We start from the raw sequence: 13,809 nt of genomic DNA, 5'->3' as shown, positions 1-13,809 counted from the left end.
AATTTTAATGATGACAAAAAAGACCTCAATATTGAGGTCTTTTTTTGTTTATTGATAGGCGGTTCCACTTCACATCGATAACACTGCTTGTCTTTATGTTTTACTGTTCGCCTTTATGTCTTATAGCCTTCCTCATTCCCAGTAATACTGCCAATTTTTTTGGTAAAGAATAACCCTGCAGGTATCGAAGCTAAAACACCCAATCCAACCGCTATCTGAATATGAAATATCTCATCGAACCCTGTAATGAGAGCACCAATCATAAAAAGTCCGATAGTCACGGTAGCTGTCATTGAGTAAATGACAGAAAATAATGGCCAGTTCATAAGTTATTCCTTATCTTTATTGTGGATATAATATATTTAACCTTAATTCCACAAAAAAAGTAAGTATTTACCGTGAACCCTTGTAGCATCTATATTAAATGACTTTAGAATAAAAACCATGCTATTATTAAGGTTTTCGACTTAATCATAAGAAACATCAGTTCTTACTCCCATCTTCTCTCAATTCTTTTTTATAATTTTTAAGAATCTCCTATATCTTTATCTATTTATCATTACAATAATGACTTTCTCTATCTACTAAGAACGCTATCTGCTATGTCCTCATCTGAAAAAAATACTGCGTCTAACTCAGTGGATCAAAACGATTCACCAAACACTACTGACGCCTCTCACAATCAAGACGCGACAATTGATCCAGTAGTTGATGATGCCGCTGTAGACAATGATGAAAGCGAAGACAATCAACACAAGCAATCGACTGATACAGATGGCGAAATAGACGCCGAAGTAGACACTGAATGTGCGCAGCCGCCTGACGCTGAGATAACGATGGAAACCATCAGTGACGATGTGGTCGTAGCAACATTGGAATCGACAGAACCTGAGTCACAATCAAATACTGAAGCGTCTGAGATTGCAGAGTCAGAAACTATAGAAGCGAAAGAAAAGTCCGATTTCTTCCAGTCGGATACGGCTGAAACAACAGGAAAAGGTGCTCGAGACGATAGTGACGCGGAGGTAACGGTAGAAGCAGAAGACAACTATGCCGATGACCCTGCTGATGGCACAAACATCGCAGCACAGTCATCAGATAACAAAATAGCCAATCAACAAAAAACAAAAAATGAATCTAGTCACGATGATGACAATCAAGAGAATAATTCAGAAGATAAAAGTCAAAGTAAAGACACCGATGTAGAAGACAGCGACGCTCAAAAGTCTCAAGGTGAAAATGACGAAGATGAGGTTCAAGAGGAAAAAGAAGCCAAACTTGAGTCTTATAAGCAGTTTGTCGCCGAGCAATTTAGCAATCAAAAGGTAGATTACCCAGAAGTACGGGTTAGGATTGAGGCGAACGCGCTGCCTAGCAAGATGTACTTCATCATGAACATTTTGTCTGCCATCATTGCCAGTTATGGGCTAGTGACCAATTCAGCAGCCGTAGTCATCGGAGCGATGTTAGTTGCGATGATGCTAGGCCCTATCACTGGTATAGCGCTAGCGATTATCGATCACCGTATGCCCTTACTGCGTAAGTCGCTTTTTACCGTCATTATCGGTGTCTCGCTGGTGGTATTGGTCGGCTTTATCGTTGGTTGGCTACATAAAGACCAACCGCTAACCGCAGAAATCCTATCACGTACCCAGCCCACCTCTATGGACTTAATGATTGCCTTAGCAGGTGGTACGGCTGGTGCTTATGCGATGGTATCTCCGCATCTCTCGGTTGCTGTTGTTGGCGTTGCAGTTGCCACAGCCTTAGTACCACCACTGGCAGCTAGTGGTATCTTACTCGCCAATGGTGAGATGCAACTCGGGCTTGGCGCGCTGTTATTGGCAGCGACTAACATCCTTGCTATCCAGTTTACCAATGCGCTTGTCTTATGGGTCTTAGGGTTTCGTCGTTTGGTCGATGACGATTATAAATCCAATACCTATCTGACTTTTTTGCAGCGTAACGCGGTGACTTTATTACTACTTGGCGGCTTAGGTGCCTATTTGACCATCAATCTACAGACCAATGCCAAGCAGCAAGTATTTGAGAGTAATGTCAAAGAAACCATTAACAACTACTTTATCGACCAAGGCAATGTATTGACCAATACACAGTTTGATACCTCAGAAGAAAACCAAGTGGTGCGGGCAATCGTGCGTGGAGAGACTTTGCCGAGCTCATATGACGTACGCCAGATTGAGACACTCATCACTAATGATATGGCAGAGAATTTCCCAGAGTACTTGCCAATCAAGCTTCAACTACGTTATCTGCCCGTACAAGTAATCGAGTCCAATCCAACGACGCAAGACAAATTGGATGAAACTGATGCGGCAATTTTGACCAATTAGTTTGCATACTCTACACATTAGGCGATGACTAGCACACGTATAATAACCTAGTAGTTGTAACTCTTGTACCAAGAGCTTGGGCGTTTGTGCTAAAATCGCTTGCAAAATTATTTTATGTCATTTACTCAATTCTATCCGTCAGTAAGGAGCCGCTGTGAGCCAGCCATTTCGCTCAGCCGATATTCGCCAAGCCTTTATCGATTTTTTCATAAGCAAGCAGCACACCCAAGTTTCATCGTCTAGCTTGATTCCACACAATGATCCGACATTGCTATTTACCAATGCCGGTATGAATCAGTTTAAAGAGACCTTTTTGGGTATGGAACCACGTGACTATACACGTGCAGTAACCTCTCAAAAGTGTGTACGTGCTGGCGGCAAACATAATGATTTGGATAATGTCGGCTATACCGCCCGTCATCATACTTTCTTTGAAATGCTTGGCAACTTCTCATTTGGTGATTATTTCAAGCAAGCAGGCATCGAGTATATCTGGGAATTTCTAACCTCAGATAAGTGGTTAGCGATTGATAAAGATCGTCTCTACGTTACTATCTATGAAACTGATGACGAAGCTTTTGAGATTTGGAATAAAAACATTGGCATTCCAAGTGAGCGCATCATTCGTATTGGTGATAACAAAGGTGCTCCTTACGCTTCTGATAACTTTTGGACGATGGGTGATACTGGTCCTTGTGGCCCTTGTACCGAGGTCTTTTATGATCATGGTGCCGATATCGAAGGCGGCCTGCCAGGTACCCCAGAAGAAGACGGTGATCGCTATATTGAGATTTGGAACTGCGTATTCATGCAGTTCAATCGTCAAAAAGACGGCACGCTGTTACCACTGCCAGCACCTAGCGTCGATACAGGCATGGGGCTTGAGCGTATTAGCGCCATCATGCAAAACGTTCATGGCAACTACGAGATCGATTTGTTTGTCCATTTGATGGATGCAGCAGCTGACATCTTAGAGATCAATAATGAGCAACAATCATCACTAAAAGTCATCGCCGACCATATTCGTGCGGTAGCATTTTTGATTGCTGATGGTGTCACGCCAAGTAATGAAGGTCGCGGCTATGTATTGCGCCGTGTCATTCGTCGTGCGGTACGTCATGGCAACAAACTTGGCGCTGATAGTGAGTTCTTCTATAAAATGGTTGCGCCACTCGTCGCTGAAATGGGCAGTGCTTATCCTGAGCTACAAGACAAACAAAGCGTCATCGAAAGTGCCATTCAAAAAGAAGAAGCACAGTTTGCTAAAACATTGGCACAAGGCTTACGTTTACTTGCCAGCGAACTTGAAGGCTTACAAGATGGTGATACGCTATCTGGTGAAGCGGCATTTAAGCTTTATGATACCTATGGTTTCCCACTTGACTTGACCGCCGATATCACTCGTGAGCGTGGTATTGCTATTGATGAAGCCGAATTTGATGAGCATATGCAGGCACAACGTGAGCGTGCGCGTGATGCTGGCAAGTTTGACGTCGATTATAGCAGTGTCATCCAAGTAGAAACGCCAACGACATTTATTGGCTATGAGCAGCTTGAAGAAGACGGCGTGACTATTGATGCACTTTATCAAGACGGCAACCCAGCAGACAGCTTAACAGAAGGCATGGAAGGTGTTGTGGTATTGGATCGCACCCCATTTTATGCTGAAGGTGGTGGTCAAGTTGGTGAGCTTGGTGAAATTCGTACAGCATCTGGCGTCTTTGAAGTACAAGATACCAAAAAATCTGGTCAGGCGATTATCCATTATGGTGTCGTAACCATGGGCGATATCAGTACTAAGCAAACCGCTGAAGCGCAAGTACTGTCTAGCATTCGTACAGCCAGTGCCAAAAACCATTCGGCCACTCACCTATTGCATGCAGCGTTAAGAGAAGTGCTAGGCGATGCGGTCACGCAAAAAGGCTCACTAGTTTCAAGCGAAGTACTACGTTTTGACTTTGCTTATGACAAACCTGTTAGCGCCGCTGAAATCATGCGTGTCGAACGTCTCGTTAATGAGCAAATTCAAGCCAACACCCCTGCCCGTATCGAGCACATGTCGATTGACGAAGCGATGAACCAAGGCGCTATGGCACTGTTTGGTGAAAAGTATGGCAGTGACGTTCGAGTCCTAACCATGGGTACAGACCGTATCATCGATGGTCAGCGCAAGCCTTTCTCTATCGAGCTATGCGGTGGCTTGCACGTACAGCGTACGGGCGATATCGGTGTGCTAAAAATCACCAGTGAGTCTGGTATTGCGGCTGGCATCCGCCGAGTTGAAGCTGTCACTGGCATGAACGCGGTCAAAAATATTCAGCAAAGCGAGCAACAACTGAGCGAGTTGGCAAGTCAGCTGAAAGTAAAACGTCCTGAAGTGGCGCAGCGCGTCCGTACTATGGCTGATAAGCAACGTGAACTAGAAAAACAACTAGAGCGCTTGCAGCAAAAAATCGCCAGTGCCCAAGCAGCCAACTTGCTTGATGATGTACAAACGATCGCAGGTACGCCAGTTCTTATCAGTACTTTAAGCGGTATCGATGGTAAATCCATCCGTACGCTGATGGACGATATCAAATCAAAACTGCCTGATAGTGTGATTGTATTGATTGGTGATAAAGACGACCAATTAGCACTCGCAGCAAGCGTCGCAAAATCTGTCACTGCCAAAGTGAAGGCTGGTGATATTATTCGTCATTTGGCAGGTGAGCTTGGTGGTAAAGGTGGCGGTAAGCCTGACTACGCACAAGGCGGCGCACCGAAGTCTGGCAATAGTACAGCGGTTATCAGCGCTCTACCTGCTTGGATTGAAACCCAGCTAAGCTAAGCTAAGCTAGCGAATATTAAACTCGCGAATATACTGGTATAGCGCGTCACAATGTACCTTATATTTATCACATAGCTTTGCTCTACTACGCATAGAATACGTGATTGGTTATAACTACTATAACCAATCGCCATACATCTAAGCGCTCCTGAGGCTTAAAGTTATGCGGTAGATATGGTATAAAGGTCAACGTTTGGGCATATTGTTCATTCCATAAGGTTGATACATACCATTAGAAGAATGAAAGACCTAAAGGCATAACTCTTATCATCTGGCTTTATCTATACAAGCATTGACGAGCATCACATTGACTCTCATCAATGACAATAAAAAGTCATTATTGAATAAATAGGTAGATTTTTATGGCGTTAATAGTACAGAAATACGGCGGCACCTCGATGGGTAGTATCGACCGCATCAAAAACGTCGCCAAACGAGTCAAACGCTGGCATGACAATGGTCACCAAGTGGTCGTCGTGGTCTCAGCCATGAGCGGCGAAACCAACCGTTTGATTGATCTAGCTCGCCAAATTAGCACGCAGCCTGATCCTCGCGAATACGATCAAATGGTCTCAACAGGTGAGCAGGTTTCTATCTCACTCCTCGCTATGGCCATTAAAGAGCTTGGTATTGGTGCCCGTTCAATGACTGGTCGCCAAGTCGCAATTAAAACCGACAATGCCCATAACAAAGCCCGTATCGAAAGCATCGATGACAAAAACATACGCGAGCAATTAGATGCTGGCAATATCGTTATTGTGGCAGGTTTCCAAGGTATCGACGAAGAAGGCAACGCGACCACATTAGGACGCGGCGGTTCTGATACCACAGGTGTGGCGATTGCTGCAGCCTTAGGCGCTGACGAGTGTCAAATTTATACCGATGTCGATGGCGTTTATACCACTGACCCTCGTGTAACCTCAAAAGCCAAAAAACTTGAAAAAATTACGTTTGAAGAAATGCTTGAAATGGCCAGTCTTGGCTCTAAGATTCTACAGATTCGCTCAGTAGAATTCGCTGGCAAGTACGGTGTACCACTACGCGTACTGTCTAGCTTTGATGAAAACACAGACGGTAGCTTTGACCAAGAATTTCAAGACAACGTGGGTACCCTAATTACGATAGACGAAGGAGACAATATGGAACAGGCAATCATCTCAGGTATCGCGTTCAACAGAGACGAAGCAAAAATCTTGGTACGCGGCGTGCCTGACCATCCTGGTATCGCCTCTGCTATCTTAAGCCCAATTGGTCGTGCCAATATCGAAATCGATATGATTGTACAAAATCTTTCGGATAACGGTACTACTGATTTTACTTTCACGGTTAACCGCACTGATTTAGATAAGACACTAAAAGTGCTTAACGAAGAAGTAAAAGATGAAATTGGTGCTAAAGAAATATTAGGCAATAGTGAAGTTGTTAAAGTGTCATTGGTTGGTGTTGGCATGCGCTCACACGCAGGTGTCGCTAGCCTTATGTTCCAAACGCTAGCTGAAAACAACATCAATATCCAAATGATTTCAACCAGCGAAATCAAAGTGTCGGTTTTGATTCAAGATCAACACCTAGAAAAAGCCGTTAAGTCATTGCACACGGCATTTGGTCTAGATCGTGAAGACGGTGAAAGCAAAATCGCTGGGCTATAAGACATAAAAACTGTTAAAATATAGCATTAGCATTGATGGTTATCTATTAACCGCTATTAATGATTTATATAATATGTAAATAAATAGCGTTTGAATTAATAGCGTTTGAATTAATAGTATCTAAATAAAAACAGTACTTAAATAAAATAGGATCTTTTTAGGTCCTATTTTTATTTTTTAGCATAGTTGAAATGAGCATTTACCTAATAGTTTTGTGAAAAACCGTGACAGTATCTGTTATGCCGCCTATAATGGGGCTTTCATTTGGGCTAAATGAGTCTACCTATCATTACCGCTATTGGCACGATATCGAGCATCGTGATAATGGTTATATTGCATGTTTGGTGCTGCGGTGATGTTCTGCAATTGAGAAGTAATCTGATGAGTAATAATTTGTTGATGCGACATAAGGAGTGTGACGCATGTTAATTTTGACACGCCGCGTGGGCGAAACGCTAATGATTGGCGACGAAGTAAGTGTGACGGTTCTAGGCGTCAAAGGCAATCAAGTACGTATCGGTGTAAACGCACCTAAAGATATTGCAGTACACCGCGAAGAGATTTATCAACGTATTCAGCATGAGCGTTCTGTACAGTCGCAAATGCAGCATCTTGAGCAAGGCAACTTTTCGCCTTCGTTTGATGACGAAGACTACTTTAATCGCTAAGCTAGCTAAATTATAATGCTGAACGCTCAACGGCTACTATCATCATTGAGCACACATAAATATTATATTGTTTTTTTAATCTGCTCTGAGGTCATTTATTTATGAGTATCCGCCAATCAGATGTATCGGCATTACTTAATGGTTTGAACAAAAAAGCCATTGGATTCAATGATGTCATCAGCTTTATCGATGATTTTTATCGCTATGCGCCTGCTCCTTTCGTAAATGGAATGGTACATAATGCAGCCGGTGAGAACGAAGGTAGCGCAAAGATTTTTGGTTTTGCTAAACACCATGGCCTGAACCAATTGGACACGCTTAAACTATTTGGCGAACATTATGCCAAGGTACAAGCAACGCCTAACGGTACCGATCATGCCAATATCCGCAATTTTTTACATTGGGGCTGGCAAGGATTTTTGATGCAAAAGAACCCGCTAACGGTCCGTCCTAGTGTCGATACGACTGCTATTTAATCATTTATAATGATTTAATTATTGGTAAAGTAAAAAAAGCCACGCTATATAGCGTGGCTTTTTTATGATAATTTTTTTTATAATAACTATTATAGACTTCTTATAAACCTATTTATCACGGAACTTAACAGGCTGTACCGCGCCTTTAGGATTCGGCATATTAGGGTAGTGATGCTCATGCTCGACATCACATTCAGCACCAACGACAGAGCCATCGTCTTTTACGGGTTTATGAATATAACCTGTACGCTCGGCTGGCGGCAGATGCTCATGTTCCCATACCATTACAGCTTGCATACAAGTCTCACGCTGCTCAGCGGTAATCTTACGACCATCAGGCCATTTACCTAGCTCAATCGCCATACGAAACTTATCAACCACTTCGGGCGTTAGACTTGCTAGTATTGTTTGTTTATCCATCTTGCCTACTCTCCACTACCATTTTTTGTATCATATTTTGGTCTAATAGATACGCTTATTCATCGTCTATAATATCATCATCGACATCAAGACTGAATTCTTCGGCATGTACGTTCCAGTGCAGCTTTGTACGGCAGGCCTCATAAAAGTCAAACCCAGGTGGGTGCAACAAGGTAAGCTTATCAGGATGCTTACGAATATGTAGGCGCTGCTCTTGCTCAAGTGGCACGCTTGGCTTACCATCTGCACTCACCATCGGTTGAGTACGATTGTCTTCGTGGATACGAATACAGACCTCACTATTACCGCTGACCACAATCGGTCTGCTAGATAACGTATGGGGATGCATTGGCACCAGACAAATAGCGTCCATACTCGGATGAATGATTGGACCGCCACCTGATAAGGCGTAAGCGGTAGAGCCAGTCGGTGTTGCCGCTATTAAGCCATCACTATGCTGTCTATAAACGTCATGTCCATCAATTTTCATCTGAAAATCAATCATATGTACGGATTTACCGGCGTGCAGTACGATGTCGTTCAGCGCCATATCTTCATGGATAATTTTTCGCCCTTCTCGTATCTCCATCGTCAATAAGAACCGATGGTCCAGTTGATAGTCTCCCATCAATACTTGGCGTAACTTAAAGGCAGCTTCATCAGGTTTTACATCTGCTAAGAACCCTAAACGACCACGGTTAACCCCTAATACAGGTACACGGTAGCGTGCTAGCGCCTCAGCGGCATGTAGTATCGAACCATCACCGCCAACCACAATAACCAAGTCACAAATCTCACCAATCAAACCTCGTTTGACGATTTTGACTCTTTCTATATCTGTGAGGTCAAGCGTTGGCAAATTGGCCGTTTGTACGTCCATTATTAACGTCAAATTCATATCATTGACGGTTTGGGCAATCTGTACCAAGCTTTGAGTGACACTACGTTTACCAGCACGGCCCATTAGACCAATACGCCTAAAAGCGGGGTTTTTAATAGCGTGGAATAGCTCTGATTCATGTAAGTGTGGCAATCTTGCTGACTGCGCTGAGTTTTCCATAAAACGACTCGGTATAACGGTGAAGTACAAGGTAATGATAGCGATAAATGCGCGCTTAGACTAGCATGTTTATGAATTATCGTTGTTAACTGTCGTAACTGACCCCATATAAAAGCTATCGAATGTTTTACTTAGTCAGATCTCTCTGTTCAGTTTTTCAATTAGCGTATTGAGCGATACTGTAGCCCGATGCGCTAGCCAATGAGCAGCCTGAGGTTGCACCGCAGCAGTTGTCACGCAAACACAGTTGACAATAATGGCGGTTTTGCTAAAGTAACTAACATCACTATTTTTATATTTTATTATTAAGGACTTATGTATGGCCAATCCTATTGTCAGTCGCGCAGAACTTGCGATCGGCGGTAACCCAATGACGGTCAAGGGCGTAATTCAAAAGACCAGCTTGTTACTTGGTTTATCAGCTATTACTGGAGTGGGCTTTTTCTTTTATGCGCTTATGGCAGGTTTATCGCAAGGTTTTATTACGATGGCAGCCTTTGGTAGCATGATTGCTGCGTTTGTTCTGGCTCTTTTTATTACCTTCAAGCCGCAAAAAGCCAAGACTTTGGCAGTGCCTTACGCCTTGTTAGAAGGTATCTTTTTGGGCGGTATCTCATTATTTTTCATGAGAATGTATCCAACAGTACCAGTCACTGCAATGTGCGCAACTTTCGTCACAGCTGCGGTTATGCTTGGGTTATATCGTTCAGGTTTAGTTAAGGTTACTGAAAAGTTCCGCTCTATCGTGACCTCGGCGGTTATTGCCATCATGCTTGTCTATGTAGCACAGTGGGTACTTTCTCTAGCGTTTGGCTCATCACTACCGTTCCTATTTGAAGGTGGCGCTATCGCTATTGGCTTTAGCTTATTTGTCATCGTTATCGCGTCTTTCACCTTGCTATTAGATTTCGATAATATTGATCGCGGTGTTGCGATGGGTGTTTCTGAAGATTACGAGTGGTTGTTCAGTATTGGTATTCTTGCGACCCTAGTGTGGATGTATATCGAATTTATGCGTCTGCTAAGCTATCTGCAAGACTAATTTTAATAGCTATCTAACAGTATCTCTGTATAGAAAAAACCGCCTTCCATCAAATGGAAGGCGGTTTTTTTGTGAGCAAATTTCACAGGCTTGTTTATATTAAATGCTTTTTAAAGAGACTAAGCACGTTTTAAGCGCAATGCATTTAATACGACAAATAGCGAACTGAGCGACATACCAATCGCAGCAAGCCAAGGTGGTACATAACCTAAAGCCGCTGGTATCAGAACAATACTGTTGTAAGCAAGCGCCCAGCGGAAATTTTGCTTAATGATACGTTCCGTTTTATCAGAGATGCGTTTTGCGGCGGTGATGGCTTCGATTTGTCCATTTAAGATAATACTGTCACTGGATACTTGTGCTAAGTCTGCCGCACCTGCAATCGAGGTCGACACATCTGCCGCTGCTAACACTGGTGCATCATTGATTCCATCACCCACCATCAGTACGACCGCACCGTTAGCTTGCAACTGCTGAATATGATTGACTTTGTCAGTGGGTGATAGTCCGTTGTATGCAGCTTGCATACCTAAACTCTCAGCCATGACTAGCGCTTGCGGGCTTGGGTCACCTGTCAACATAACAGTCTCGATACCTAGTCCTTTGAGTGTATCGAGCATCGACTGCGCACTATCACGTACCTTGTCATTGAAATAAAAACATGCCAGCGCCTGCCATTTTTTGCTATCAGTATTTTGATAAGACAATATTACTGCTGAGCTGGCTCGTTGCGCTACTAGATCGATGGTTAAATCATCGTTTACATCTATATCATTGGCGCTATTATCTGTTCTGTCTAACGCAAAGTCTTTATGACCGATTCGATATACAGTACCATCAATCATCGCTTCTACACCGCCTGCTGGATAATGCTGTACGGCTTGCGTCGATGGCAGGTGTAACTGATAGGCTGCCGTCAGTAACGCGTGGGCAATTGGATGGCGACTCCCTACTTCTAATGCAGCTGCAATGGCCAGTAGTGTATCTTTTTGCGCTATTAATGATAAATTGTCAGTTTCGGTCTGGCTTTTTGATGTGATTAATTCGATATTTAATAGATTTGGCTTACCATAAGTCAGCGTGCCCGTCTTATCAAAGGCCACGTGCGTGATTTCAGCTAGCGTTTGTAGTGTATGTCCACGCGTCGTCAAAAAACCATAGCTTGCCAGACGATTGGTTGAGACGGTCAAGGCAATCGGCGTCGCCAATGACAATGCACACGGACAAGTAGCCACTAAGACTGCCACGGTTGCCCAAATAGCTTGGCTTGGATCAACGATATACCAGCCGATAAATACTAAGACGGATAAAACCAAAATACGTGCCACAAACCAACGTGCCAGCTTATCTGCTTGCTGCGCCAATTTGGGCTTTTCGCTCATGGCACGATTCATCAATCGATCAATTAAGCCTATCTGGCTGTCTTTTGGCAAGGCGGTGACGAGCATTTCGAACGGCTGGCTATCGTTTTGTGCACCACCGACGATATAATCGCCTTGAGATTTCATGATTAAATCACCTTCGCCCGTCAGTAGACTTTGTGACACCGTTGCAGTAGAACTTAGCAAGATACCGTCACTAATAATCTCAGAGCCCGCTTCAACCAAAATGATGTCGCCCACTTGTAAGCTATGAGCGGTGACCATTTGCTTTGACTCTATATCGTCTTCTGCTTGTGATAGCGCATTCTGTTGGTTGCGTGACTGCTGCCAGTCTTGAGCGATACGTGATGTGAGCTGATAAACATTGGCGTCCATACGCTGCATAAAATCAGGCATGACTTCAGCCGCGTCTGATGCCTTCTGAGCCTCATCTTCGATAGCTTCATTTTGTTGATATTCATTTTCTTTCAGCAGTTGTAAAATATGCTCGGCAGCTGATTTGTCTTCAGCGACTTTTTGCACCAGTACTGGTTCAACCACGACCAAATCATTAGCCATAGTCGCGGCTTTTAGACGTGCATTGTGCTCGATATAACGCCCTGCCAACAAAAAGAAAATAAACATACTGACCGAGTCATAATACGTCTCCCCTTGCCCAGTGATGGTAGCGTAGAGACTGGCAAAGAAAGTAATAATCAACGCAAGACTGACGGGCACATCCATATTGACTTGGCGCGCACGAATTGCTGACCATGCAGAGGTAAAAAAAGGAATACCAGCATAGAAAAATACAGGCGTACTCACAAATAAAGACACCCAACGTAAAAAATCACGCTGAAATATCAACATGTCGCTATACTCGCCAAAATAAAGCGCAACGGCATACATCATCGCTTGCATCGAACCTAGTGCAGCAATGCCGAGACGCAATAGCATTTGATTATTATGACGTGCCAGCATGGCTTCATGAGTATCTTGCCGATAAGGCTTGGCTTCGTAGCCGATTTCGTTGATGACCGCTAAAATACGACTGATGGGTAATTTGTTTTCATCCCAAATGACCCGCATGCGCTGGTTGGTCAAATTTACCTGACATTTACCAATACCTTCTAACTCATCGAGACGCGACTCAATCAGCCAAGTACAGGCAGCACAGCGTAAGTTATTAACAGACAGCTCTGCTACTGACATGCCATCTTGCGCGTAAACGAACTGTGATTTTATCTCGTCATGATCGTAGACCTCGAGACGCGTCAGCTGAGTTGGCAAACTTGCCGTGCGATTAATCTCTGAACGGTCAAGATAATATTGTTCAAGACCAGCCTCTACAATGCTTTGGGCAGCTAATTGGCAGCCCATACAACACATCTCTCGTGACTGACCTAATATCTCAGCATAAAACGGTGGCTGAGGTACGGGGTCACCGCAGTGGAAACAGTGGTCAGCTAGCGGGAGCACTAAGCCTTCGATGATAGATGTGTCTTCATAAGAATGATTGGTAGCAGATGATACTGATGATGGGATACTAGACATAGTCGCGCTTACTTCCTTTGACAGGCTTGCTTAAAATGCACTCATTTAAAGCAAACTTGTTCGTATTGACTGTACTGTACGTCATGCAATAGAGCCGTTTTTAATCATATAAATATCACTACCATTAGTAGCATAGTATTAATAACAAACGGCTAATAGCAAACAATTAGCAACAGCGAATTCATACAAAATACATCGTGAGGACAATCGTAAATTGTTATCTTATATGGCGTTTATCTACCAGATTGAAAGTGACTGACGCTTTCTTACAAGTATCGGTATTTTAATAGAGATTATACTATAAGCCATCGCTATGAGCAGTATCATCGCTCATGGCCTACGACCAATAAATGCCCGCGTTGACGATGATAGATTGAAAAATTTGTCAATTTGCGTCA

The 13,809-nt window shown here is 43.4% G+C and carries 9 protein-coding genes and 1 pseudogene; 6 read left to right on the top strand and 4 right to left on the bottom strand.

Translation table 11 applies throughout. The features are described 5' to 3' along the window. Positions 1-113: 113 nt before the first annotated feature. Positions 114-326 carry a hypothetical protein gene (locus AK824_RS04715; protein ID WP_057759250.1) on the bottom strand — a complete coding sequence of 71 codons (213 nt, stop codon included), beginning with the start codon at positions 324-326 and terminating at the stop codon, positions 114-116. A 276-nt stretch (positions 327-602) separates the two neighbouring features. On the opposite strand from AK824_RS04715, the gene AK824_RS13410 reads away from it, so the two are divergent. From AK824_RS13410 to AK824_RS04690, 5 genes and pseudogenes are all read left to right on the top strand, one after another. Continuing rightward, positions 603-2,354: a DUF389 domain-containing protein gene (locus AK824_RS13410; RefSeq protein WP_082624573.1), complete on the top strand. Its 1,752-nt coding sequence runs from the start codon at positions 603-605 to the stop codon at positions 2,352-2,354. A gap of 154 nt (positions 2,355-2,508) precedes the next feature. Next, complete coding sequence (alaS, locus tag AK824_RS04705; protein WP_057759248.1) at positions 2,509-5,181, top strand: alanine--tRNA ligase; 2,673 nt, start codon at positions 2,509-2,511, stop codon at positions 5,179-5,181. 362 nt (positions 5,182-5,543) lie between these two features. Then, on the top strand, positions 5,544-6,830 hold the full coding sequence (locus AK824_RS04700; protein ID WP_057759246.1) for an aspartate kinase: 1,287 nt from the start codon (positions 5,544-5,546) through the stop codon (positions 6,828-6,830). Between the two features lie 422 nt (positions 6,831-7,252). After that, positions 7,253-7,420 (top strand): annotated as a pseudogene (gene csrA, locus AK824_RS04695) (carbon storage regulator CsrA); the annotation flags it as partial. A 179-nt stretch (positions 7,421-7,599) separates the two neighbouring features. After that, positions 7,600-7,974 carry a HopJ type III effector protein gene (locus AK824_RS04690; RefSeq protein WP_057759243.1) on the top strand — a complete coding sequence of 125 codons (375 nt, stop codon included), beginning with the start codon at positions 7,600-7,602 and terminating at the stop codon, positions 7,972-7,974. A 108-nt stretch (positions 7,975-8,082) separates the two neighbouring features. On the opposite strand, the gene AK824_RS04685 is transcribed toward AK824_RS04690, so the two are convergent. Both AK824_RS04685 and AK824_RS04680 read right to left on the bottom strand, forming a co-directional pair. Beyond that, positions 8,083-8,394 (bottom strand): YeaC family protein, encoded by a 312-nt coding sequence (locus AK824_RS04685; RefSeq protein WP_057759241.1) that lies wholly within the window; start codon positions 8,392-8,394, stop codon positions 8,083-8,085. 55 nt (positions 8,395-8,449) lie between these two features. Further along, the gene (locus AK824_RS04680; RefSeq protein WP_057762401.1) at positions 8,450-9,358 is read right to left on the bottom strand and encodes an NAD(+) kinase; all 909 of its coding nucleotides are present in this window, start codon (positions 9,356-9,358) and stop codon (positions 8,450-8,452) included. Positions 9,359-9,773: 415 nt separating this feature from the next. Between AK824_RS04680 and AK824_RS04675 the strand changes: the two genes are divergently transcribed. Further along, the gene (locus tag AK824_RS04675; RefSeq protein WP_057759239.1) at positions 9,774-10,496 is read left to right on the top strand and encodes a Bax inhibitor-1/YccA family protein; all 723 of its coding nucleotides are present in this window, start codon (positions 9,774-9,776) and stop codon (positions 10,494-10,496) included. Positions 10,497-10,615: 119 nt separating this feature from the next. On the opposite strand, the gene AK824_RS04670 is transcribed toward AK824_RS04675, so the two are convergent. After that, complete coding sequence (locus tag AK824_RS04670; protein WP_057759237.1) at positions 10,616-13,411, bottom strand: heavy metal translocating P-type ATPase; 2,796 nt, start codon at positions 13,409-13,411, stop codon at positions 10,616-10,618. Positions 13,412-13,809 lie beyond the last annotated feature (398 nt).

The sequence above is a fragment of the Psychrobacter sp. P11G3 genome (assembly GCF_001435845.1).
Lineage (GTDB): Bacteria > Pseudomonadota > Gammaproteobacteria > Pseudomonadales > Moraxellaceae > Psychrobacter.
This window is presented reverse-complemented; position numbering and strand designations above follow the sequence as displayed.